The organism is Bradyrhizobium sp. STM 3557 (assembly GCF_045571465.1).
Taxonomy (GTDB): domain Bacteria; phylum Pseudomonadota; class Alphaproteobacteria; order Rhizobiales; family Xanthobacteraceae; genus Bradyrhizobium.
On record NZ_CP120697.1, the window covers coordinates 5,365,087 to 5,389,404 of the forward strand.

The following is a 24,318-nucleotide window of genomic DNA, read 5'->3' on the forward strand; positions in this document are numbered from 1 at the left end:
CGTCTAGTACTTAGACCAGTGCGTGAGCTTCATCTGCTCCGTCAGGTACACGAAGGTGTCTTCCATCTGATTCATGCCGCGTCTGGCGACGACGAAAGTAGCGTTGAAGGCGCACCGGTTGTCGCGACAAGCGCGGGCGATGGTGAAGCAGTACTGGTCTAGGACCTGTTTTGCCGGCTCGTCCACGTTAAGAGCCACAATCAGACCAGGCCGTCCGGAGTTGGCATGAAGCTTCGCACACCGGTAGTCGTGCTCATCTGCCTTGAAGCAGGCCATTCCACCGGCTGTTCTTACCTTAGTCCCGACCTTGGCGGCATAGGCAAGGCTGCGGGCTAGGTCCAAGATGGAACTTCCACTTCGGAGAGCTTGTCTGGATCGATGCGCTCAGCGCTGGCCGGCGTTGGTTCAAATACAAACTCACCGGCTGCAACTTGTTGGCCGGTGAGAACGAGACTGGCGACTACCGAAGAAAACAGGATCAATTGACGACGCATAATGGGGCTTTCCGTGTTCCAACAGATCAGACTCAACACGCCAAGTATGAATCTTGCCAATGTGCTTATCAATGCGTGCAATAGGACGCAGCACCGCGGCCGATAGCCGTTCTAGAAACGAGTTTAGGCGGCGGCTGCTCCCCAAAGGGCCGTTGTCCGTTGGAGGCGCGACGGTGATTGAGACACGCTGGATCGCTCGCCCGGTCGCGTCGGCTCTCACCGTTGCGCCTCTTGCCCTGCTTCCCCCAACGCACGATAGACCGACGCACGACCGATCTTGAGCTGTTTCGCAATCGCTGCAGGACCCACCCCGGCCGCCTTCAGCTCTCGGACCCTCGCGACGTCGATTGAGGGCTTACGGCCCTTGTAGACGTTGTTCGCCTTCGCCTTGGCGATACCTTCCAATTGCCGTTCCTTCCGGAGGTTCGTTTCGAATTCCGCGAACACCCCAAGCATATCGAGGAAGGCCTTGCCGGCTGCCGTACTGGTGTCGATCGGCTGCTCGGTCGCCTTCAGGGCTGCGCCCTTCGCCTTGATCTCGCGGACGATGTCTTGCAGGTCGCCAATCGACCGCGCGAGCCGATCAACGCGGGTGACGACCAGCACGTCCCCCTTGCGCATGAAGTCCAGGACGGTCCGAAGCTCCTCGCGGCCCGCCGTGGTGGTACCGGACCGCTTCTCAGTCCTGATGATGTCGCAGCCGGCAGCCCGTAGAGCGGCTTCCTGAATCGACAAGTCTTGATCGGTGGTGCTGACGCGAGCGTATCCGATAACGGTCATGGCAAGGCCCCTGTCTCGTTTGACTCTAGACCCTGAGACAATGGCGTCTCATATCTCATGAGTCAACCCTATTGAGACACAATTTTCGTCTCAGCGCGTGTCTCGCTACCGTATACCCTAAAGAGACGGGCCCAGCCGGGATTTGCCAACCTGAACGCCCTGCCCTCTCACGGCACGGGCTGGCTGCGGGCGCATGCGGTGCACCGCCGAGTGTTGGTGGCCGGCCCCGCTTGCATGACCGGCCACCTGTCCGATGGGCTTCAGAGCGTGCCGGCGAACGCCTCTGCCTCGCTCAGCGTGGCGTCGTATTCCCACTGGCTGCATCCGATCCGCACCGTGTTGGTGTGGTCCAACACCATGTAGCCCGGCGCATGCGCTTGCCGCAGCCAAGATCGCGCTGGCATCTTGGCTAGACGGTGGTCAGCCTTGGCGAGGCGGCGGCGGAGTCGATTTTCACGGATTTTGAGTGCAGTCATAGCGCAACGGCTCCCTTATGAGGATTACCCGCCGTTGCGATGATCCGGGCAGGTCGATCTTGGGGCTGTCGATCGAGGCCGGGGGCGCAGAAGCCCAACAGCAATAATTATAGCGCGGGCTACATCGCGCCGCAATGACATCTTGACTGCATCGACCAGCCACACCGTTGCAAGTCTGCTGAAAACGGTTTCCCAGCACTGAAATTGCCCGGGGCGAGTCGAAATTTTTGTGACGACATGCCGGCTGGGGTTGGAAGCGCCTTTTCTGATCGATTCCGTAAAAGACCGATTACGACCACCACCGGTCTCTCAAGGTACCCCTCCCATCTCGGTAGGTTCATACGTCCGCGTGACGCCAACAAACAACGAAAGATAAGACGTGTCAGAAAACCTCGATATTCACGCCCGACTGACGGCCGTCAACGAAATGTCGTCGGTCCTTAAGCGGGTGATCGCGGACCTTAAGCAGTTCGAAAGCATTGCCAAAAGGATCAACAATCAGCTGTCCGGCCTCGGCCGCGCCGGCCTGTCGTCGATGGACGGCTTTAACCGAGCGGCGCAGGCAGCGGCGCAACAAATGCGAGGTCTCGCGAACACCGGAAAGTCTGCCGCCCGCTCCATTTCTGACGACTGGCGCAAGGCGGCGGATCAGCGTGTCAGCGATACGCGCCGCATGTTTCAGTCACTTGAGCGGATGGAAGCCGGCTATCTGCGTCAGGTCGAGCGTCGCGCTGCTGCAGAGCGCAGAGCCGAACGATCAGCCGCACGTGGTGGTGGCCGATTTGGATATGGTGGTATTGGCCGCATTCCCGGACCGACCGTCCGCCGACTCGCGATCGGTGGCGTGGCCACGGCAGGCGGCATCGGAGCGGCCCTCAAGCGCCGTATGCAATCCGATCTGAGCGAGGTGAAGGCGTCCATCTTCGGAGACCTTAGCCGCGATGAGATCAAGAGCGAGCGAAGGGACTGGATCGATAAGTCTTCAATCAAGTTCGGCGAGTCCGCCAGCAAGATCATCGACAGCTTCACCGAGTCGCTGAAAGCGGGGTTCGGCAGGGGCACTGCTCGCCAGATCACGCAGGGCGCGCTAGAGGCGACGTCTGCGCTTGAGTTGGACGTCAACCAACTGATCAAGCTCAGCGGCAAGGTGGCCACCATCTTCGGCGGAGACGTCAGGAACGTCGATCCGAAGCGCGTGCTTGCCATGATGAACGCGATCGGCGTAGCAGCTGCAGAGACGGCAGCTGATCCTGATGAGGTAATTCAGGGCTTCAAGAAGGGCAACGCTGCACTTTCGATGAGCAAGCTCAACGAACGTGACCTTGCAACTCTCCTGTCTGTGGCCGTTTCCAGCGGCGTACAGCCGGGCAAAGCCGGTAACGCGATCAGCAACCTGATTTCAACGCTGGTGGGCGGCAGCAGCGCGAGAGGTCAGAAGGCGAAGGATCTAGATCAGGCAGCGAGACTGCTTGGGCTTGGCAGCAAGTCTGCAATGTCAAGACGCGCGGCCGACGACCCCATGAATCTTCTGATCGACATGTTCAAGCGCATGAAGTCGCTTTCCGACCAGAAGAGAACCCATGTTGCTCGGCTGCTTGGGGGCGAGTCTTGGGACGATGAAATCTTGCAGATCGGGAACGCCGTAGACCAGATCATCTCAACCCGTAAAGCCGTTGAGCAGAAGACGGACAAGATCGCGGAAGCATCGAAGCTCAAAACCAGTTCGCTCCAAGGTCGGTGGAACAGCATCGTCCAGGGCTTTGCTCTCGCATTCGAGCACATCGGGAGCGGCTTCACTGATGCGTTCGAAGAAATCAGCGACTGGTTCCGCGACTTCAGCAATGCATTCGACTACAGCCGTTTGACCGAGAACGTCCGTAGTTTCGTCGCCGGCATTCGGACCGGATTCGGATACAGCTCATGGAAACAGCTGCTCGACAATGCGTTCGGCAGCGCGTCGGCAGGCGATGCTAAGAAGTACGGCGAGATAGGCCAAGGCATTGCCGAAGGGATCAAGGCCGTCTGGTCCACCCTAAAAGACGTTTTCACCGGCATCGCAAACTTTTCCGGCGTCAACGTAGGTGACACGAAGGCCATGGCGAAGTTCGCGACTGAACTACTCGGCTTCACGTTGGTGCTTCGCTTCCTCGCGCCGCTCGTTACGGTGCTCGGAGCCGTTACCGCGTTCCTATGGCGCATCGGCAAGTGGGTCGAATGGGTCGCCAGCTTGGTTTCTGGTAAGGAATTCATCAAGAAAGCAGCTCCAAAGGTGGCCGGACGTGTAGCGGCCCCATTGACCGGGTGGCTCGGCATGCTGCTCTACGGCGATGGCAGGCCGGATAACAGCCCCGAAGATTTCAAGGCGCTGCAAGAGGAGTTCAAAAAGGAACGAGAGAAGCGCCTCAAGAAAGCGCAGGATCAAGGCAAGGATGGCGCACCTACGGACTTCTCCGGCCGCCGCAGAACGTCCTCCGCCGTCGATGAGCTGAAGGATCAGCTTGCAAAATATGGCGCCATCGTCGAGCATTCTTCATTCGTCGCCGGTGGTTCTGGTGTATCGCTCGTTCCAATCCAACCGGCACTTGGTAGCGCCAGCCCGACCGCTCTGTTTAAGAGCACGCCCGGCAGCATCCTTCCGAACTTTGGTGTTGGATCCGGTGGCATCATCCGCCGCGATCGGATGCCTTCGTTTTCCGGAACGGGTGGCAGCATGGCGGGCGGCCTAAACAGGTCGGCATTCGACCGGATGTTCGCTGGCACTGCGATGGCAGGCAAGTACGACCAGGTAGTGGCAGCCGCGAAGGCCAATGGAATCAGCCCCGCGCTGCTCGCGGCCATCATGGCCCATGAGACGGGGCAAGGTCGAAACCTGAGCGGAAATAACCCGGGCGGGATCATGGACCCTGCAACCGGCATGGCTCGCAAGATGCAGTTCGGTAGCCTCGATGCCGGAATCAGTAAAACAGCGTCCACCGTCGCAAAGAACTGGCAGCGTGCCGGTGGCGATCTTGGCGGCATGGGCAAAATCTATGCTCCGGTTGGAGCCGCTAACGATCCAAGCGGCTTGAACAGATATTGGTCCGCTGGTGTCGGGAAGTTCTTGGGGCAGATGGCCGACTCTCAGGCAACTCCGTCTGATCTGGGCGACCCCGTGAAGACGGCAGAGCGGTTCGTCGGCAAGAACGAGTGGACCAATACCCGGGAGATTGGCGACTTCATCAAGGCTAATCCGCGCGGGAACGTCAACGCATGGTGCGCTCGTTTCGTCAATGCCGCTCTCAGTGAGAATGGCATCAAGGGCACCGGCAGCGCGGCGGCGGCAAGCTTCTATCGATGGGGCTCTGCCGTCGAAGGCGCGGTGAAGCGCGGTGACGTCATGGTCGCGCCGCACCACGTCGGCATGGCAACCGGCAAGGTCCGCGAGGATGGCGCCATCCAGATGATATCTGGCAACCACGGTGATGCGGTCGGCTACAGTTGGGAGCGACCTGGAAAGTATCAGCTTCGTCGCGGGTCGTCCCCAATCCAGAACGTGCCTGCACCTGCAGACTTGATCAGGAATGTTCCGGCACTGTCAATTCCGGATGCCAGTCTCGGTATCGGTCGTGGCACCCCCGGAAATGTCGCGATCCACATCAACGGTGGTTCGCACGATCCGGAAGCGCTCGCGCTACTGGTTCAGCGCCGCATTGACGAGTCGATGAACTGGCGCGCTCACGATACCGAGTCAGAATACACCTGACGGCTCTATCCTCGGGGCCCAACTGAGGCCAGAAGTTTCGCGATCGCCAATAATGCAAATGGCTATGCAAATGACGATCCGCGACAATGATCCCAATCGCGGGATGTGCCGACGAACATGGTCTTCGGCAGTACGCTCGCTGTCGCGGACGTCAAAATGCGTAAAAAAGCCCATAGTGACCAACTCGTACCCGATCTCGGCAACGTTAGCCTGACAACTCCGCTCAAGCTGGACGTTGCTGCGAGACTTGCGTTTCCAGACGGCTCGATGAAGCTATCCGGCTTACGTTGCGAGATTACTCGCGGACGCCTTGCCTATGAAATGATCGCCGGAAAATACTACACGACGCTAGGCGACATCGAGAATATGAGACGACTGTGCCGCGTTCACGCTACCGCAACCGCTCCGGTTCTCAAGCACAACGAGATGCCGGCGGTCGCCGTCGGCGGCGTTTGTTCTAGCATGGAGACTGGTACATCTCCGCAGGAATTATTGCAAGCGAACATCAAAACCTGTCTCACCAAGAGTACGAGCCGGACGTCGGTGATTCAATTATTACGTCACAACCCCGAACGACACGCTGGAGACATCGATCAGATACCAATCGCGCAGGTCCTATCGATATATCTTTGCGACCATATCGATTCGGAATCCAGCCGTAACGATCTTTCCATCGAGGATCGCGCTCTAATCCAATGCATTAGTAGACTGAACGCCTATTGGGGCAACATCACCCTAAAAAATGTCAACACTCCCGCCGGTAAAGCGTACGTAAAACACAGGATCAACAAAGGCAGCGGCCGTGGTGGCGCTCGCCGCGATCTTGAAGTCATGCGCGCTGCCATCAACCACCACTCGAAAGAGAACCTTCACTATGGCAACGTAAATGTTTGGCTACCCGATCGTGGTGAGCCCCGCGTCCGCTGGCTCACCCGCGCTGAAGTAGCCCGGATGATCTGGGCCGCCTACCGCTATCGTGAAATCCAGACCATTCATGTAGGTCCGAAAAAAGGACAGAAGGTAATCACAGGCCGCCGTCCTCTCCGTCACGTCGCCCGTTTCCTTCTCATCGGCTGCTATACCGGCAGTCGAGCTGGGACCATTGCCTCAGCATCGAAAAGACACGCCGAGGGTCACTCGTACGTTGACCTGGAACGAGGCATTTTCTATCGGAAGCCTATCGGCAAGCGAGCAACTAAGAAGCGCCAAACCACTGCTCCAATTCCACCTCGCCTTCTAGCTCATCTAAGACGCTGGGCACGTAAGGGCATTGCCCAAGAATATTTCGTCGAATTTAATGGTCGCCCGGTGACTTCGGTTAAAAAAGCTTTCCGAACTGTCGTCACGCTCGCGAAGATCGACACCTCAATCGGCGCTGTGGTGCCGCATACTCTGCGCCACACCGCGGCAACCTGGTTGATGCAAAACGGTACCGACATCTGGGATGCTGCCGGTTACCTGGGCATGACCGTTGAGGTGCTGGAACGCGTCTACGGCCATCATCATCCTGACTACCAGGCTGATGCGGCAGAACGCATTACCCGCAGACCTAAGATGCTAAGCTTGAGAAAGCGGGTTGCTCCTGACCAACCGAATGGTTGACTTGGTAACGCGGAATGGCCGAGATGGCATCGGCTTTTGCTCTCAAACTGACTTCGCCATAGCCGCTGCCGGCATTGTTGGAGTCCTCTTCCGACCAACCTTGAATGACATCCGCAACGCGCTGTTCAATGCGAAGATCGCGGAATTGCGTTTTCAGTCGGTGGCGCCAAGCGTGATTCGGCTGCACGTTCGGATCTGGAACGATCGCACGAATCCAATCCCGTAGCCGATTGACTAGGCTTTCTGCCCCAATAGGCTTCCCGTCATCGCGGGTCTCATCCGCAAACAACGGGCCATCGCGCCGCGCTCTCACAAAATCAAGGAAGCCTTGGTCGATCAGGTGCTGATGGATCGGAACGACGCGGGCCTGGTCCGTCTTCACCGTCCCTGCCTCCGGTGTGATTCGCAGGCACCAAATTCCACCCTCTTGCAACACGTCCTGCTTTCGAAGCTGCACCAGTTCGCCGATACGAGCACCAGTGTAAGCGCAAAGCCATGGCAACCATCGTTTGGCTGCGACGGTGTTTGCACCTTCGCTTCCTTCCTGCCGATAGTCGAACGAGCGAGCCAGGATGTCGGCTGCCTCATGATCGGTGAAGCCTGGCGACCGCAAGCGGCGCCGCTTGCCGCGGAGCACCGTCACGTTCTCTGCCGGGTTCGACGTCAGCTTGCGATTCGATACTCCCCAGCGAAAGACACTCTTCAGCCCGGCCAAGTCTTTGTCCCTCACGGTCTTAGGGCTCACTTCGGTGAGTCGATGGGTCTTGAACTTGAGAATGTCGGATTCGGTGATCCGGCTGGCATCATCATGCTTCAGAAACGCCGTCAGCGTGTCGACGACGCCGCTATAGGCGTCATAGGTCGATTGCTTGCGACCCACCGCAGCGGCCTCTTTCCACCACCCGTCCAGGAGTAATTGCAGGCTCACGGAGGAAGCCTTGGTCTCGAAGGGAGGAAAGCGCTTGGCCTTCGGGTCTGGCGTGTAATCGCCCTCTGCGGCACGCTTCAGACGCCAGCCGGCATCGATCGACGCAGACGCGACCTGGACCATGAATTTCCGGCGGGTCTCCTGATCCAGTTCGATACCGCGCTGTGCGAGCACCCAGTCAGCCAGGAGGCCAAATCGTTTTTCGAGTGCCTCATGTGACTCGCCGGGAGGCAGTGCATCCACTCCGGCCGTCAGGTCATCGCCGAACGTCTCGGTTGCCTGATCGACCTCGCTGCCGTCCATCCGGCCAGGGGCTACGGGCGGCGCATGCAAGCGGCCTTCCATCGCAGCCCTGTGAAACGCCTTGTGCGCTGCCCACGAGAAAGAGGTTCCAGGGTCCCGTTCGTAAATCTCGATGTAGAGCCGATAGACATCGCCAGACAGGGCAACGAGCTGACGGTGGTCCAAACGTTGCGGTCCCTGCTCGGCCGCATCGAAGATGTTTTGGAGCGCCTCCCGGGCAGCGCGCTCGCGACGCTGCATCAGCTTTTGGTCGGTCGTTCGGAGCGAGAAGCTGACGACGTTGCCAATGGTGGTGGTGACCGTGAGTTCGCCAAGGGGGAGGATGACGCGGCGCCCTCGGACTCGATCCAGAACACGTGTTGGCACCCGCATCCGGAATTGGGCTTGGGCAGAATCCTTGCGCTTGGTCACGTAGGTTTTTCTCAGGCTCATGATTGATGTGCACCGGTTTTGTACACCGGTTTATCGATCAAATAGCCCAGAATTTAAGGATTTCAAGTACTTAGCTGGCAGGAGTGGAGAGGCTCGAACTCCCAACCCCCGGTTTTGGAGACCGGTGCTCTACCAATTGAGCTACACTCCTGTGGGATCGGCCGCCAGCGTCCGATCCGCGCCGTTTCAAGCATAGTCGCCCCCCGAAATGCAAGGGCCGGGACGGACAAATCCGCTGTTCAAGCGGGCTCTTCTCCGCCAGACTTGATGCAATTCAACAACAATGGCTCCGGGAGCGCCCATGACCCCTCCAACATCCGCGCAGACAGCCGCCCGTCCCGCCACATCGCCGCAGACCCCGCCCCTTCCCGAGGCCAAGCCCGATTCGCTCGGCCTGTCGGCGCTCCGGCTGCAGAGGGCCTCGGATGCGTTCAAGCGCGAGGTCGACAAGGGCACCATCCCCGGCGCCACCCTGCTGGTCGCCCGCAAGGGCCGGATCGGCTGGTTCGACGCGATCGGCCGGCAGAGCCCGACCACCGAGGCCGCGATGGCCAGGGACTCGATCTTCCGCATCTTCTCGATGACCAAGCCGATCGTCTCGGTCGCGATCATGATGCTGGTGGAGGATGGGAAGCTGCTGCTGGGCGAGCCCGTCGCCAAGTTCATCCCGGAATTCGCGAGCCAGAAGGTCGGCGTCGAGACCGGCAGCGGCGAACTCGACCTCGTGCCGGTCGAACGGCCAATGACGATCCAGGACCTGCTCCGCCACACCTCCGGGATCACCTATGACCACACCGGCAATGGCCCAGTGCACAAGCTGTATCAGCAGTCGCGGCTGCGCAGCCGCAAGATCACCAATGAAGAGCACGCCGCGATCGTGGCGAGCCTGCCCTTGATCTGCCAGCCCGGAGCCGAGTGGAACTACAGCCGCTCGACCGACATTCTCGGCCGCATCATCGAAGTGGTGTCCGGCCAGACGCTGGGCACGTTCCTCACCGAGCGCATCCTGGCGCCGCTCGCGATGGCCGAGACGGGCTTCTTCACGGGCGAAGAGAATGCCGGCCGGCTGGCCGAGCCGTTCGCGACCGATCCCTGGACGGGCGAGCCCGTGACGCTGTTCAACATGCTCGACAGGCCGGCGATGGAATCCGGCGGCGGCGGGCTGGTCTCGACCACGATGGATTACGCCCGCTTCTGCCAGATGCTGCTGGGTGGCGGCACGCTGGACGGCGCCAGGATCATCGGCCGCAAGACGCTGGAGCTGATGACCTGCGACCATCTCGCGCCCGGCGTGACGATCCAGGGCACGCTGCTTGCTCCCGGTCATGGCTTCGGCCTCGGCTTTGCGGTGCGCACGCAGGCCGGACTCGCGCCTTTCCCCGGCTCGGCCGGCCAGTTCTTCTGGAGTGGCATCGCCGGCACCTTCTTCTGGATCGACCCGAAGGAGGATTTGTTCTGCGTCTTCATGGCCCAGGGCCCCGGCCAGCGCGACTATCTGCGCACGCTGGTGCGCGATGTCGTGTATGCGGCGGTGGAGTAACTGCTGTCCTCGTTTCGGCAAATCCTCGCAACATTTGACGCTGTCGTCCCGGCAAACGCCGGGACCCATATCGCGTGATCTCTCGAGGAATGTAGCTGCCAGTTGCCTGTCACATCCGGGCCGGTGGTTATGGGTCCCCGCGTTCGCGGGGACGACAAGCGAGTATGAGGCGCCGCTGTTGTCACCTCACGCCTCAACTAATCGTCGCGCCCCCGTCGATCACCATGGTCTGACCGGTCATGAAGTTGCCGGCTGCGGAGCCTAAGAACACCGCGGCGCCCGCGATCTCGTCGGGCACGCCGATCCGAAGCAGGGGCGAGCGCGCGGTCGAGGCTTTCAGCGTATCCGGATTGTCCCACAGCGCCTTGGCAAAGTCGGTCTTGATCAGGCCGGGCGCAATGCAGTTGACGCGGATATTGTACGGCCCGTACTCGCAGGCGAGATTGCGCGCGAGCTGCATGTCGGCGGCCTTCGAGATCGCATAGGCGCCGAGCACGGTCGAGCCCTTCAGACCGCCGATCGAGGACACGATGATGATGGAGCCGTCCTTGCGCGCGATCATCTGCGGCACCACCATGCTGATCAGCCAGTTGTTGGCGACGATGTTGTTGTCGAGAATTTTCCGGAACTGGTCGTCGGAGATGCCGCCGAGCGGACCATAATAGGGGTTCGACGCGGCGTTGCAGACCAGCACGTCGATCTTGCCGAAGGCACGGTTCGCCTCGTCGACGAGATGCTGCAGGTTCTCCTTGCTGGAGATGTTGGCCGGGATCGACGCCGCCGTTCCTGCCCCGTGCTTGTTGTTGATGGCCTTTGCCACCTGATCGCAGACGTCGGCTTTCCGCGACGAGATCACCACCTTGGCGCCGTGCTCGGCCATGCGTTCGGCAATGGCGAGCCCGATGCCACGGGTCGAGCCGGTGATGACGGCGACTTTTCCGGTCATGTCGAACAAGGTCATTTGGTTTCCTCCTTTTTTGTTCTCGATGACAATCAAGCAAGCTTGCTCGTCGTCACCTCGGGGCCGGCCGGCTGATGCATGGCTCTATGCTTGGCATCCGCCATCCAGGGCTGCTGGTTCACCATCGGCAGCCGCCACGTGCTCACGTCGCCGGCTGCGATATGGTCAAGCCGCGTCACCGAACAATTGTCGATGTCGAAGGCGAGGCACTTCTCGGCCAGGCCGCCGAGCGCGAGGCCGACTGCGGCCTTGATGGTGCCGCCATGGCCGACCGCGATCACGTCCCTGCCCGCCTCGTCGGCAGTAATGCGCGCGATCGCGGAGGTCACGCGGGTGTAGAGATCGATGAAGCTCTCGCCGCCAGGCGCAGGCTGATCGATCGAGGCGAACCAGTTGCTGCCGACCGGCTGGCTGGCCAGGAACGCTTGACGGTTCATGCCCTGCCACTGCCCGAGGTTCTGCTCGGCGAAGGCGGCTTCCCTGGTCATCGTTGCCGGCCGTGGAAAGCCGGTGGCCCAGATCGCCTCCGCGGTCTGATGCGTGCGCTTCAGATTGCTCGCATACCAGACGGCGTTGCGCGGCAGGATCTTCGCCACCGCCTCGAACACCTCGGTATCACTGGTGTCGCAGGCGATGTCCGACTGGCCGTAAATGTTGCCGCCGTCGTTGCGCACCGGGGCATGGCGTACCCACCACCAGCGCGTGACGACAGCAGCCGGCCTGCCCTGATTGCCTGACATCACGATCACCCTTTCCTGCAGCGTCATGTCGCTGTACGTGAGATAGAAGGTCGTCTCAAGTCACATCGCAAAGCCGAACGCGTTTGAAACGGCGTTTGAAATTCCGCCGCACGCAACATCATAACAGGAGGATTCCCATGGGCCGCCTTGCAGGCAAATCCGTCATCATCACCGGCGCCGGCAGCGGCATCGGCCGCGCCGCGTCGCTCCTGTTCACACGTGAGGGCGCCAAGCTGATTGCGGTCGATCCCAGCGACGGCGTCAGGGAGACGGTCGAGCAGGTCAAACAACAGGGCGGCGTCGCCGAGGCCATGATCGCGGACGCCGGTTCGGAGCGTGACGTCATCTCGTTCATCGATCGAGCAATCGCAACGCATGGCCGGCTCGACGCGATCTGGGCCAACGCCGGCATCTCCGGCGGGCTGGTGCCGCTCGCCGAGCAGACCGTCGAGCACTGGCAGGAGATCTTGCGCATCAACCTGATCGGCCCGTTCCTCGCCGTGAAATACGCGATCCCGCACATGGTGAGCCAAGGCTCGGGCGCGATCGTTTGCACAGCATCGGTCGCAGGCCTGAAGTCCGGGGCCTCGGGCCATCCCTATGCGGCGAGCAAGGCCGGCGTCATCAGCCTGGTGCAGACCACGGCCTATTCGCTGTCCGGCACCGGCGTGCGCATCAATGCAGTGTGTCCCGGCCTGATCGAGACCGGCATGACCAAGCCTGTGTTCGACCGTGCCAAGGAGCGCGGCACCGAAGACAAGATCGGCCAGCTCAACCCGCTCAAGCGCGCCGGCCAGCCGCACGAGATCGCCGCAATGGGCCTGTTCCTCGCCAGCGACGAGGCGTCGTATGTGAATGGTCAGGCCTTCCCGGTGGATGGCGGCCTCACTGCTTCGATGCCGTATACGGGCAAGCCGGTTTAGTAGGGAGCTGCGACGCTTTCCGCTGTCGTCGCCCGGCTTGCCGCCTTCGCTGAAGCTCCGGCGCGCCCTTGAGCTCGTGGGCCGCGTCGAAGCCGAAGGCGAAGACGGGACCGGGCGACCCAGTATCCACGGGCAGTCGTAATTCATCGAGAACTCACGGCGTACTGGATCGCCCGCCTGCTGCGCGGGCGATGACGGCTGAATGTCTGGCGCAGTCCATGCCACAAACACACGTGCACTTTCCTTCCCGCGGCGCTGCTCGCGTCCGGGTAATGCAGCATCATCGTCCCTCTCGAGATAGAGGGCGCAGGGAAGACCGCATAGGCGTTAAGATAATGCGGGCATCGATTGATATCGTCGTTTTCGAGGTGGCTCGTAGAGGTGCCGGTCCAGTACCCGTTTGCTGTGATGGAGGCGGCGGATGGTTGGTTGTGGAATGATTGCTTGTAGCAAGGACGCAATGAGTTGCTGCAAGACACGCCAGGCGCCAGGTGTCGTCAGGCGGCCTGCGTCCAGTGGGGAGAGTCCTCGAACTCGCGGACAAGCGGTTCGAGCAGCAAAATGATCAAGAGATGAGCCAGCAGGTAGGGCTTGGCGGAGCGCGGATCGGTTCCAGGCGGTGTCTTGAGGCCGATCAAACTCTTCAATCGCTTGAAGCCGAGTTCGATCCGCCATCGCAGTCTGTAAAGCGCAAGCACATCTTCGACGGTGAACTCGTCCGGCGCTAGCGAGGTGACCAGGATGACCCAATCCGCCGCTTCCAAAGTTTCTTTAGAGATGGTGCGGTTTTCGTCTTGGGCGTCTCGCCGGGCTTTACGACGCGACGCGGCAGCCGCATCGGCAGACTTCTTGACTGCGATCAGACGCATAGCCAGAGGCGCGCCGGCCTTGCGTTTGATCCAAATCGGCCGATCGATCAGTCCGCGGGCGTTCCCCGCCCGTAATTCGGCTATCAGATCGAGCGGATAGCCTTTGGCATCAAGCCAACGTGCGTTCTTCCAGCCCGCTCGGATCAAAACATCTGCACCAGCTTCGAGCACTGCCGAGATGCGATCAGGTTGTAGATAGGCGCGGTCAGCAATACGGATCTCACCCTTGACCACTGGTATGCGGTCAAACGTCTCGCCCTCTTGCTGATCTGTCAGTTCGAAATGGCCAAACCGCTCATATGGCAGATCAAATGCACTATGAATGCGCCAAAGCTCGCTGTTCTTGCGCGCAGCCGGCCCTGCCTGAGGCACTGTCGTGGCATCGATGATACGGATCAGACGGCCTCGGCTCGCCTTTGGCGCCGCCGCCGCGAGCAAGCGCTCCACAAGCACGGTAAACCAATCGCCACATTGACGCAGGCGGTAGAACAGCGCCACGCTACTCAGATTGGCAAGGCCAACAGAAGCAGCCCACGCGGCCGTCGATCTTAACCCTCTTTCACCCAGACAATAAGCCAGCATCAGCCGAAGCAACGCCACCGCATCAGGGATCCGCCGTTGCCGCACGAAAGCTTTCGTCTGGCGCGCGCTGCTCTCGAGCTGCGCAGCCCCACCTAGCTGCGTAACGACGCTCGCCCAGTCTTCGTTCAAAAGCGATCTCGTGTCATCCCATGTTCGAATCACGAACGATTCCAACACGCAAGACTAAACTTAACGCCTATGGGGAAGACCGGGTATCAGCTGATACCCATGGTCCGCGTGCAGCAAAAAGCACGCGGCAGAACCACAGGTTCAGCCAAATATCCGGCCTTCCCTGCGCGGATGGTTTTAACGGCTGCTTCGCGCTCTCCCTGGGGACCGGCGTTCTTGCCCCCATCATCGGCGCATCGTCGCCGAATTGGCATCAGCACCGGGATGCCGGGACCACACGACTTGACCGTGCGCATCGTGTTGTTCGTCCGCATGAATGAATCACGCTGCAATCCGATACGCCCACCGCATGCCCGCCTCGCGTGTCGTGACGATCGCGATACGCCCCTCTTGCCGAGGCGGGATGCAGACAAACAACCATGATTTCTGTAAAAACGAAAGCGAAATTTTCGCGCCCGCAGTCACGACTTGATTATCAGCCTGATCGCGCTTCGAAAATCAGTTCTTCGCAGCGGCTTGATTATCTGCGTCTGCGACCTTTGCGCGCATCGACAAGCGATGAAAGTGCCCGACGGGCAAATCAATCAGGTGCTTCAGTCGGCATCAGGCTCGTTGCATGAGCAGGCGAATAGTCGACCGGCATCAGCAACCGATCTTCGATCTGGCCGACCATCAGCCCATGCTCGGCATGGGTGACGCGCTTGATATCGGACCATTCGGCGTCGGCCATGAAGGCGGCCCACGCGGCCGTCTTAGTGGCCTCGTCCGGCCATTCCAGCAGGTAGACGAATTCAGTGCGCTCGCCGAATTTGGTTTCCCACATCGCCACGATCTTGAAGCCGTATCGGCTGCGCATGATGCGCGCGGCGTGGTCGCGAAAGCGCGCATGGAACGCCGCCTTATTGTGCTCGAAGATTTCATAGATGCGCAGTTGCTGAATCATGGCTGGTTTCTCGACACTGGTCGCACGTCCACCGAAGGTAACACGGAACGTGACGGAAATCGCCCTCGCGTTGCGCGCCATGATCGCTGCTCTCCGCAGGCGATAGCGCCACACCTGACGATCTTTCATTCGTTGCCCCGATCGGCGATAATCCGTCGCGACAGACCCTCGCCGCGTCTGCCGCAGACACGCTGCCTTCCCTTGGCGGCGAAAGGCGAAAGCATCCTCCCCGAGCCACCATGCCAAGCGACCGTACCGACCGTATCAAGATCATTCTCGCCGACCTCGTCGGCTTCGACACCGTCAGCGACAAATCGAATCTCGCGCTGGTGGATCATGTCGAGGCCTACCTTGCCGCACATGGCGTGCGCGCACAGCGCATCACCGATCCGACCGGCCAGAAGGCCGCGCTGTGGGTCACGATCGGCCCAGCCGACAAGCCGGGAATCGTGCTCTCAGGGCATACGGACGTGGTGCCGGTCACGGGCCAGAGCTGGAGCCATGATCCGTTCACGCTGATCGAACGCGGCGGCAGGCTTTACGGCCGCGGCACCGCCGACATGAAGGGCTTCGTCGCGACATGTCTCGCCATGGTGCCGGAGATGGTGCGCGCGAAGCTTGCTGCGCCGATCCATCTGGCGATCTCCTATGACGAAGAGGTCGGCTGCGTCGGCGTGCGGCCGCTGCTCGCGGAAGTGAACAAGCTGGCCGTCAAGCCGCTGGCCTGTTTCGTCGGCGAGCCGACCCTGATGCAGGTCGCGATCGGCCACAAGGGCAAGCACGCGCTGCGCGCCACCCTGCGCGGCCTGGCCTGCCATTCCTCATTGGCGCCGCAGGGCGTCAACGCGGTCGAATATGCCGCCGACCTGATCGTCGAGATCCGCCGGCGTGCGCGCGCGATCGCTGCGGGCGGCGCGCGCGACACGCTCTACGACGTGCCGTTCACCACGCTGCTTTCGAGCATCGTGCAGGGCGGCACCGCGCTCAACATCGTGCCCGACACCTGCGAGCTGCAATTCGAGTGCCGCGGCCTCGGCGTGCACGAGTCGAAGGAGGTGACGGACGGCATCGTCGCCTGGGTCCGCGGCGAGCTCGAGCCTGCGATGCGGCGCGGCCATCCGGATTGCGGCATCGACTTCGAGGAGATCGTCGACTATCCGGCGCTCGAGATGGCGGACAGTCATCCGCTGGTGACGTTCGCGAAAACGCTCGCCGGCCGCAACAGCCACATCAAGGTGTCCTACGGCACCGAGGCCGGACTGTTCGTGGCGATGGCGGACATCCCCTCCGTCGTGATCGGCCCCGGCGCCATCGCCCAGGCGCACAAGCCGGACGAATTCGTCGAGATCGCCGAGCTGGAGCGCTGCGCCGAGATGATCGGGCGGCTGATCGCGCAATGCGAGAAGGCGGATGGGCTGGACACGCTACGGCATGGAGTGTAGCCCGGATGAGCGAAGCGATATCCGGGTCGCCTCGACCGCCGGTCCCGCGTGTCGCTACGCTCACGCGGGCTACTCCCGCCGCCGTCATTGCGAGGAGCGAAGCGGACAGCGAAGCGGACGAAGCAAACCAGAATCGTCGTGCCGCTCTGGATTGCTTCCGCCCTCGCCCTTTGAGCTATGGCGGACACATCGCAATGACGCTTAAACCGCCCCGGCCTTCTGCGCGTACTCCCACGCCGTCTTGGTCATCGGCACCATGCGCTTGACCGATTCGATCGCCTTGGCGTTGGCGGCGGTGCCGTCGCGGATGCGGCCGATGATGCCTTGCAGGATGCCGGCGAGGCGGAACAGATTGTAGGCGAAGTACCAGTTGAGGTCCGGCAGCTTCGTGCCGGTCACGCCGCAATAGATCTGCGCCGCCTCATCCATGGTCGGGATGTTGAGCGCGTGGTGGTCGATGCCTGCGAGGCCCGGCATGATCCACTGCATCAAGAGATAGGTGAAGTCGGCCATGGGATCGCCCAGCGTCGACAGCTCCCAGTCGAGCACCGCGATCACCCGCGGCTCGGTGGCATGGAAGATCATGTTATCTAGGCGGTAGTCGCCATGCACGATCGAGACGCGCTCCTGCACGGGCAAGGTGCGCGGCAGCCACTCGATCAGCTTCTCCATCTCCGGAATGTGCTCCGTCTCTGATGCCCGGTACTGCTTGGTCCAGCGATCGACCTGGCGCGCGAAATAATTGCCGGGCTTGCCGAAATCGGCAAGCCCGATCGCGGCCGGGTCAAAGCTATGCAGCTTCGCCAAGGTCTCGATCTTGCTCTGGAAGATCGGGCGGCGCTGCGATGCATCGACATGCGGCAGGGTCGGATCCCAGAACACCCGGCCCTCCTCCATCGACATGATGTAGAAGGCCGCGCCGATCACGCTGTCATCCGTGCACAGCGCATAGGCGTGCGCGACCGGAAAACCCTGCTTGCCGAGCGCAGCAATGACGCGATACTCGCGATCGACCGCATGCGCCGACGGCAGCAATTTGCCGAACGGCTTGCGGCGCATCACGTAGGATCGATCAGGCGTATCCAACCGATAGGTCGGATTGGACTGCCCGCCCTTGAACTGCAGCACGGTCAAAGGGCCAGCAAAACCCTCGACATGCTCGGCCATCCAGGCGGCGAGCTGCGCCTCGTCGACGCGGTGGCGCTCCTCGACCGGCTTGGTGCCGGAAAAATCCTCATCCTTCCGCACGGCATCAGCCACGACGGGCGCTCCTTTGTTTAGCGGAGACGTGGCTCCGCCTTACAGCCAGATTGCCTCTGGCTTGAACCTGTTTATCCACGGAGGCGGCTCACCTCTTCCCGGCGGGGAGAGGTCGATTTGCTGCCGGCGACGCGAAGCGTCGTAAGGTCAGCAAATCGGGTGAGGGGGTGAGCGCCAACGATAGTCCGTCACCCCTCACCCCACCCCTCTCCCCAAGGGAGAGGGAGCCCACTTCCGATGCCGCACCAACCCGATTAGTGGTTCGTGTTTGCATACTTCTTGATTTCGAGCCTGGCAATGGCGCGGTTGTGCACCTCGTCCGGACCGTCGGCGAGCCGCAAGGTGCGGATGCCGGCATAGTCCTTGGCGAGGCCCGCTTCATCGGACACGCCGGCACCGCCGAACGCCTGGATCGCCTCGTCGATGATCTTCAGCGCCATGTTCGGCGCCGCCACCTTGATCATGGCGATCTCGAGCTGCGCAGTCTTGTTGCCGACCTTGTCCATCATGTCGGCGGCCTTGAGGCACAAGAGGCGCGTCATCTCGATATTGGTGCGCGCCTCGCCGATGCGCTGCTCCCACACCGAATGCTCGATGATCTTCTTGCCGAAGGCGGTGCGCGACATCAGCCGTCTCACCATCTTCTCCAGCGCCTCCTCGGCCTTGCCGATGGTGCGCATGCAGTGATGGATGCGGCCGGGGCCGAGACGGCCCTGCGCGATCTCGAAGCCGCGGCCCTCGCCGAGCAGGAGATTGGACACCGGCACGCGGACATTCTCGAGCAGCACCTGGGCGTGGCCGTGCGGCGCATCATCGAAGCCGAACACCGGCAGCATCTTCTCGACCTTGATGCCGGGCGTGTCGAGCGGCACCAGGATCTGCGACTGCTGCTGGTGGCGCGCCGCCGAGGGATCGGTCTTGCCCATCAGGATCGCGATCTTGCAGCGGGGATCGCCGACGCCCGACGACCACCATTTGCGGCCGTTGATGACATAGTGATCGCCGTCGCGCTCGATGCGGGTCTCGATGTTGGTGGCGTCCGACGAGGCCACCGCCGGCTCGGTCATCAGGAAGGCGGAGCGGATCTCGCCATCCATCAGCGGCCGCAGCCATTTGCGCTTCTGCTCCTTGTTGCCGTAACGGATCAGCACTTCCATGTTGCCGGTATCCGGCGCCGAGCAGTTGAACACTTCGGACGCCCAGGAGATGCGGCCCATCTCCTCCGACAGCAGCGCATATTCGAGATTGGTCAGCCCGGCGCCGCGGAACTCGTCATCCTCATGCTCGGATGGCGGCAGGAACATGTTCCAGAGCCCTTCGGCCCTGGCCTTCGCCTTCAACTCCTCGAGGATCGGGATCACCTTCCAGCGACCGCCCTCGGCATCCTGCTGCTTGTAGACCGGGACCGCCGGGCGGACATGCTTCTGCATGAAGCTCCGCACCCGCTCCTGCCACTCCTGCTGCTTGGCCGATAACGTGAAGTCCATGGGACGCTCCTTGAGGCTTTGCTTGATTGTTGGGCCGCACTCTCCGCCTGCCCGCCAGCTCCCGCAAGACACTTCTTGTGCCGGCGCTGGCATGCGCGAGAGTCCCGAAATGCCGCCGCGCGAAATCTGCGCATTGACATTCCAGCTTATCAAACGATAGTTTCATACAGCTGTTTGAAATGCAACCCGCGTCGTACATTCCGGCACGGCGGAGGCAACGATGCCGAGCGATCTGACCCGAAGCGCCATCCTCGCCGCCGCCGAGCGGCTCTATGCCGAGCGCGGCTTCTCCGATGTCACCCTGCGCGACATCGTCGCAGCGGCGAACGTCAACCTCGCCGCAGTGAATTATCATTTCGGCTCCAAGGACGAGCTGATCGCGGAATTGTTCGTGACCCGCTCGATCGCGCTCAACCGCGAGCGGCTGCGCGAATTGCGCGCGGCCGAGGAGAAAGGCGGCGGCGCGGCCGACATCTACGACATCCTGCGCGCGCTGGTCGCGCCCGTGATGCGCGACTGCCTGGGCCCGGAGACTGAGCGCTCCACCGCGGCGCGCTTCATGATCCGCGCCTCGATCGAATCGGTGCCGCCGATCCGCCGCATCAAGACCCGCGAGATCGATCATTTGCGCAAATTCGCCGCTGCGCTGAAGCGCGCTTTGCCCGGTCGCAGCGACGTCGAACTGTACTGGGGCCTGCATTTCGCGCTCGCGATGGCGCATCACACGATCCGCGACAGCGAGCGGCTCACCAAGCTGTCGGACGGCCAATGCGACCTCGACGACGTTTCAGGCGTGATCGAGCGCGTGGTGTCGGTGGCGGCTATGGGACTTGTGGCGGCCGCAAAGCCGCAGCCCGCCCGCGCCCGCCAGCTGCAGTGACGGGGAGCAAGACGGCGGGCGCGTGGTCAGACCATGGCGATGCAGTCGATCTCGATGTCGAACGGCCCGGTCCATTCGGGGATGCAGACGAAGATCCGCGCCGGCGGGTTCTCGGGGAAATAGCGGGTGTAGACCGCATTGACCGCGGCAAAATGCTTCGACGAGGTGCAATAGAGATTGCACTTCATCACGTTGTCGAGCGAGGCGCCGGCCGCCTCGAGGCACAGCTTCATCTGCGCCAGCACGCGCTCGGTCTGCACGTCAATCGCGACATGGCCGAGCTCGCCGGTCTTTGGATCGAACGGCGGCAGCCCCGACACGAACACCATGTTGCCGGCGCGCGTCACCGGTGCGACCGGCAAGCTGCTCCAGCGCTGGAGAAAGGACGAGATCGGCTCGACCTGGATCACTTCACGCTTCATTGTGGCCTCCTTGTGCACGGAGACGGCAGCCTAGAGCGACCTTACGCAAGTATGCTTCGAAATCGGTCGAATAATGCTCGCGGCGACTGAAACGCTCAGATCGCGCCGCGCTCCTTCAAGCCCGCGATCTTGCTTTCGTCATAGCCGAGCCTACACAGCACCTCCTTGGTATGCTCGCCGAGCAGCGGCGGCGCGCGATACTCCTTCACCGGCGTTTCCGAGAAGGTCAGCGCGTTGCGGATCAGCGACAGATGCGGCTCGAAGGGATGATCGACCTTCACCTCCATGCCGCGCGAACGCACATGCGGGTCGGCGAAGACATGGGCGAAGTCGTTGACCGGGCCACAGGGAACGCCCGCCTTCTCCAGCTGCTCCAGCCAGTGCGCGACGGTGTTCTTCAGGAACAGGCCGGCAAAGATCGCCATGATCTCCTTGCCGTTGACGACGCGGTCATTGTTCTTGAGGAATTTTGGATTGGTTGCGAGCTCCGGCGCGCCTAACACCTCGCAGGTGCGCGCGAACTGCCCGTCATTGCCGACCACCAGCATCAGCTCACCATCTGAGCAGCGGAACATGCCGGCCGGCATGCCGCCATTACCCCAGGTGCCGCGGCGCGGCGGCGTCGTGCCATTGACGAGATAGATCTGCGCCCAGTGCGACAGTGAGGCGATCACGGTGTCGAGCAGGCAGACGTCGATCTGCTGGCCGACGCCCGTATTCTTGCGGTGATACAGCGCCGCGAGAATGCCGATCGAGGTGTTCATGCCGGTCATGTAGTCGACGATCGACGGGCCGACCTTCATCGGCCCCTCGCCCGGTTCACCGTCCATGTGGCCGGTCACGCTCATCAGCCCGCCCATGGCCTGGAAGATCGCGTCATAGCCGGCGCGCGGCGCATAGGGCCCGGTCTGGCCGAAACCGGTCACCGAGCAGTAGATCACGCTGGGATTGACGGCGCGGATCGATTCGTAATCAAGACCGTAGCGCTTGAGGTCGCCGACCTTGTAGTTCTCCATGAAGACGTCGCAGTCCTTGGCGAGTTCGCGGATGATCTCCTGCCCTTCCTTGCAGGCGATGTTGACGGTGACCGACTTCTTGTTGCGGTTGGCGCACAGATAGAAGGAATTGTTGTTGTTGGCCCTGCCTTGCGGATCGACCAGGTAAGGCGGGCCGAAGGCGCGAGCATCGTCGCCGGTTCCGGGCCGCTCGACCTTGATCACCTCGGCACCGAGATCACCCAGCATCTGCGCCGACAGGGGCCCGGCGAGCACGCGCGTCAGATCGAGAATCTTGATGCCAGTGAGCGGCAGAGCCGACATGAATTTTCCTCCAAAGCCTTATTCCTTGTCGCGGGCAGACGAAGCGGCCGCGAAGCTTTGCCGATACACCATTTTTCGCTTCTCAGCCCTGCGCTTCCGGCATGCCGCCATCCCGTGGACGTCGTCCGGAATACCGATACGCGTCCGGCTGACGCGGCGGTCGGCTCACATCGCCGACGCATCCGACGGCGCGGCCTCGCGGGCCTGGGCGGCGAGCCGGATCGCAGCGTTGGCTGCGCCAAAGCCCTGATAGAGGCGGCGCTCGACGATCTCGAAGAAGAAGCGCTCCTCGAACACGTGGGTATAGACCTGGAAAAACTCGCCATCGCCTTCGCGGTCGTACAGGATCCGGTTGGCGCGCAAGCTTGCTAGGGTGGCCGGATCGAGATCGTACTTGGCCTCGAGGTCGTCATAGTAGTTGTCGGGGATGTCGAGGAAACCGGCGCCGCGGGCGCGCATCTCGGCGACAGTGGCGAAGATATCATTGCAGGCAAAGGCGATGTGCTGCACGCCGGAGCCGAAGAACTCATTGATGAAGCGCGCCGACTGGGTCCGTGTCGCCGTCGAACCGTTGAGGATGATGCGCAAGGACCGGTCGGTGTTGATCAGCGCCTGGCTCGCGACGAGGCCGCGGATGTCGGCGATCTCGAGCTGCGGCAGCCTGATAAGGTCGAGCATGCCGGTGTAGAACGAGAGCCACGACAGCATCTCTTCATGCGGCATCGATTGCGAGATGTGGTCGATCGCGGTCAGGCGATCGCTCGCTGCGCTGCTTTCGATTGCGACGAAGTCGACGTCCCAGTTGCTGTCGCCGCTATCGAGGAAATACAGCAGGCTGCCGCCGACGCCATGGATCGCCGGGATCTGCAGCTCGCCGGGACCGACCGGCTGGTGGAACGTCTTCGCCTTCAGCGCGTCCGCGCGCGCCATGATGCGGCCGGCATCGTCCACGTCGAGGCCGATGGCGCAGACGCCGGGCCCATGTGTCACATAATGCGAATGGGCAAAGCCGGAGGGTTCGCGATTGATGACGAGCTCGATCCCGCCTTGCGACCAGCGCTCCACCGCCTTGCTGCGATGCCGCCCGGTCTTGCGGAAGCCGAGCTGGCCGAACAGAGCTGCCAGCCCCTCGGCCTTGGGCTGGTTGACGGCGAACTCGACGAAGCTGACGCCGCGGCTGCGCGGCCGCGGGGGCAACGTTGCCCGGGCCGGTTCCGGTGAGGCCGCCAGCGCCTCCTCCAGCAGGATCAGCGAGCGCATGCCGTCAACCGCCGTCCGCGCGGCAGATCCGGCGCGGAACTGATCGTTGAAAATCTCCAGCGACAGCGGCCCGGCATAGCCGGTGGCGCGGATCGCCTGCATGAAGTCGGCGACCGGCAGATCGCCCTGCCCCGGAAAGCAGCGGAAATGCCGGCTCCATGACAGCACGTCGAGCTCGAGCCGCGGTGCATCCGCAAGCTGCACCAGGAAGATCTTGTCGGCCGGGATCGCGCGGATCGATCGCTGCGGAAACTTCGGCGCCAGCGTGTGGAAGCTGTCGAGGATGACGCCAATAGCAGGATGATCGGCGCGGCGCACGATCTCCCAGGCATCGCGATGGTCGTTGACATGCCGCCCCCAGGCCAGCGCCTCGTAGCCGATGCGCAAGTCCCGCTTGGCGGCGCGCTCGCCGAGCTCACGAAAATCGTCAGCCGCACGATCGATGCCGCCGAGCGCCAGCGGCGAGACGTTGCTGCAGATCAACAAGAGATCGGTGCCGAGCTCCTGCATCAGGTCAAATTTGCGCTCGGCACGAGCGAAGTTGCGCGAGCGCTGCGGCTCCGGCATGCCCTCGAAGTCGCGGAACGGCTGATAGGCGCAGATCGACAGGCCGAGATCGGCGCAGAGCTTCGCGATCTCGCGCGGCCGCGCGCCCGACGAGATCAAATCATTCTCGAAGATCTCGACCGCCGGGAAGCCGGCGGCAGCGATCGCTCGCAGCTTCTCCTCGAGCGCGCCGCTGATCGAGACCGTTGCGATCGAGCGCTGGTTCATGTGGCCGTCCTTCCTCGCCTGTTGTAGCTC

Annotated in this window: 20 protein-coding genes and 1 tRNA gene; 6 read left to right on the forward strand and 15 right to left on the reverse strand. The window is 61.9% G+C overall.

The genetic code is table 11. The features are described 5' to 3' along the window. Nucleotides 1–3 precede the first annotated feature (3 nt). From P6U24_RS24670 to P6U24_RS24685, 4 genes are all read right to left on the reverse strand, one after another. A complete protein-coding gene (locus P6U24_RS24670; RefSeq protein WP_407155079.1) occupies nucleotides 4–342 on the reverse strand; it encodes a hypothetical protein in 339 nt (112 codons plus the stop codon). Then, nucleotides 333–494, reverse strand: coding sequence for a hypothetical protein (locus P6U24_RS24675; RefSeq protein WP_407155080.1), 162 nt, complete (start codon nucleotides 492–494; stop codon nucleotides 333–335). The genes P6U24_RS24670 and P6U24_RS24675 overlap by 10 nt, the downstream gene beginning before the upstream one ends. Nucleotides 495–710: 216 nt before the next feature. Further along, complete coding sequence (locus P6U24_RS24680) at nucleotides 711–1,274, reverse strand: recombinase family protein (protein ID WP_407155081.1); 564 nt, start codon at nucleotides 1,272–1,274, stop codon at nucleotides 711–713. 260 nt (nucleotides 1,275–1,534) lie between these two features. After that, nucleotides 1,535–1,750: a hypothetical protein gene (locus P6U24_RS24685; protein ID WP_407155082.1), complete on the reverse strand. Its 216-nt coding sequence runs from the start codon at nucleotides 1,748–1,750 to the stop codon at nucleotides 1,535–1,537. A 379-nt stretch (nucleotides 1,751–2,129) separates the two neighbouring features. Here P6U24_RS24685 and P6U24_RS24690 point away from each other — a divergent pair, with 379 nt between their 5' ends. Both P6U24_RS24690 and P6U24_RS24695 read left to right on the forward strand, forming a co-directional pair. Next, nucleotides 2,130–5,492, forward strand: coding sequence for a phage tail tape measure protein (locus tag P6U24_RS24690; protein WP_407155083.1), 3,363 nt, complete (start codon nucleotides 2,130–2,132; stop codon nucleotides 5,490–5,492). A gap of 156 nt (nucleotides 5,493–5,648) precedes the next feature. Continuing rightward, a complete protein-coding gene (locus tag P6U24_RS24695; protein ID WP_407155084.1) occupies nucleotides 5,649–7,094 on the forward strand; it encodes a tyrosine-type recombinase/integrase in 1,446 nt (481 codons plus the stop codon). Here the strand turns inward: P6U24_RS24695 and P6U24_RS24700 are convergent. Both P6U24_RS24700 and P6U24_RS24705 read right to left on the reverse strand, forming a co-directional pair. Beyond that, nucleotides 7,042–8,757: a recombinase XerD gene (locus P6U24_RS24700; protein WP_407155085.1), complete on the reverse strand. Its 1,716-nt coding sequence runs from the start codon at nucleotides 8,755–8,757 to the stop codon at nucleotides 7,042–7,044. The two genes, P6U24_RS24695 and P6U24_RS24700, sit on opposite strands and share 53 nt — an antisense overlap. 75 nt (nucleotides 8,758–8,832) lie before the next feature. Continuing rightward, a tRNA-Trp gene (locus P6U24_RS24705) sits at nucleotides 8,833–8,908 on the reverse strand. 150 nt (nucleotides 8,909–9,058) lie between these two features. On the opposite strand from P6U24_RS24705, the gene P6U24_RS24710 reads away from it, so the two are divergent. Beyond that, nucleotides 9,059–10,297, forward strand: a complete 1,239-nt coding sequence (locus tag P6U24_RS24710; RefSeq protein ID WP_407155086.1) for a serine hydrolase domain-containing protein — start codon at nucleotides 9,059–9,061, stop codon at nucleotides 10,295–10,297. Between the two features lie 193 nt (nucleotides 10,298–10,490). Here P6U24_RS24710 and P6U24_RS24715 read toward each other — a convergent pair whose 3' ends face one another. Together P6U24_RS24715 and P6U24_RS24720 are read right to left on the reverse strand one after the other, a co-directional pair. Continuing rightward, nucleotides 10,491–11,258, reverse strand: a complete 768-nt coding sequence (locus tag P6U24_RS24715) for an SDR family NAD(P)-dependent oxidoreductase (RefSeq protein ID WP_407155087.1) — start codon at nucleotides 11,256–11,258, stop codon at nucleotides 10,491–10,493. Nucleotides 11,259–11,290: 32 nt separating this feature from the next. Further along, the gene (locus P6U24_RS24720) at nucleotides 11,291–11,998 is read right to left on the reverse strand and encodes a histidine phosphatase family protein (RefSeq protein ID WP_407160569.1); all 708 of its coding nucleotides are present in this window, start codon (nucleotides 11,996–11,998) and stop codon (nucleotides 11,291–11,293) included. Nucleotides 11,999–12,135: 137 nt separating this feature from the next. Here P6U24_RS24720 and P6U24_RS24725 point away from each other — a divergent pair, with 137 nt between their 5' ends. Beyond that, nucleotides 12,136–12,921, forward strand: a complete 786-nt coding sequence (locus tag P6U24_RS24725) for an SDR family NAD(P)-dependent oxidoreductase (protein ID WP_407155088.1) — start codon at nucleotides 12,136–12,138, stop codon at nucleotides 12,919–12,921. Nucleotides 12,922–13,418: 497 nt separating this feature from the next. On the opposite strand, the gene P6U24_RS24730 is transcribed toward P6U24_RS24725, so the two are convergent. Then, nucleotides 13,419–14,501: an IS4 family transposase gene (locus P6U24_RS24730; RefSeq protein ID WP_407155089.1), complete on the reverse strand. Its 1,083-nt coding sequence runs from the start codon at nucleotides 14,499–14,501 to the stop codon at nucleotides 13,419–13,421. A 580-nt stretch (nucleotides 14,502–15,081) separates the two neighbouring features. Then, on the reverse strand, nucleotides 15,082–15,525 hold the full coding sequence (locus P6U24_RS24735) for an NIPSNAP family protein (protein WP_407155090.1): 444 nt from the start codon (nucleotides 15,523–15,525) through the stop codon (nucleotides 15,082–15,084). 158 nt (nucleotides 15,526–15,683) lie between these two features. Here P6U24_RS24735 and argE point away from each other — a divergent pair, with 158 nt between their 5' ends. Further along, nucleotides 15,684–16,886 carry an acetylornithine deacetylase gene (gene argE, locus P6U24_RS24740; RefSeq protein ID WP_407155091.1) on the forward strand — a complete coding sequence of 401 codons (1,203 nt, stop codon included), beginning with the start codon at nucleotides 15,684–15,686 and terminating at the stop codon, nucleotides 16,884–16,886. A 201-nt stretch (nucleotides 16,887–17,087) separates the two neighbouring features. Here the strand turns inward: argE and P6U24_RS24745 are convergent, their stop codons facing one another. Further along, on the reverse strand, nucleotides 17,088–18,146 hold the full coding sequence (locus P6U24_RS24745) for a phosphotransferase family protein (RefSeq protein ID WP_407155092.1): 1,059 nt from the start codon (nucleotides 18,144–18,146) through the stop codon (nucleotides 17,088–17,090). Nucleotides 18,147–18,400: 254 nt separating this feature from the next. Further along, a complete protein-coding gene (locus tag P6U24_RS24750) occupies nucleotides 18,401–19,633 on the reverse strand; it encodes an acyl-CoA dehydrogenase family protein (protein WP_407155093.1) in 1,233 nt (410 codons plus the stop codon). Nucleotides 19,634–19,853: 220 nt separating this feature from the next. Between P6U24_RS24750 and P6U24_RS24755 the strand changes: the two genes are divergently transcribed. Continuing rightward, complete coding sequence (locus tag P6U24_RS24755) at nucleotides 19,854–20,513, forward strand: TetR/AcrR family transcriptional regulator (protein ID WP_407155094.1); 660 nt, start codon at nucleotides 19,854–19,856, stop codon at nucleotides 20,511–20,513. A gap of 26 nt (nucleotides 20,514–20,539) precedes the next feature. Here P6U24_RS24755 and P6U24_RS24760 read toward each other — a convergent pair whose 3' ends face one another. The 3 genes from P6U24_RS24760 to P6U24_RS24770 form a co-directional block, all read right to left on the reverse strand. After that, nucleotides 20,540–20,935, reverse strand: coding sequence for a RidA family protein (locus tag P6U24_RS24760; protein WP_407155095.1), 396 nt, complete (start codon nucleotides 20,933–20,935; stop codon nucleotides 20,540–20,542). 95 nt (nucleotides 20,936–21,030) lie between these two features. Next, a complete protein-coding gene (locus tag P6U24_RS24765) occupies nucleotides 21,031–22,254 on the reverse strand; it encodes a CaiB/BaiF CoA transferase family protein (protein ID WP_407155096.1) in 1,224 nt (407 codons plus the stop codon). 165 nt (nucleotides 22,255–22,419) lie between these two features. Next, complete coding sequence (locus P6U24_RS24770; protein WP_407155097.1) at nucleotides 22,420–24,288, reverse strand: bifunctional sugar phosphate isomerase/epimerase/4-hydroxyphenylpyruvate dioxygenase family protein; 1,869 nt, start codon at nucleotides 24,286–24,288, stop codon at nucleotides 22,420–22,422. Between the last annotated feature and the right edge of the window lie 30 nt (nucleotides 24,289–24,318).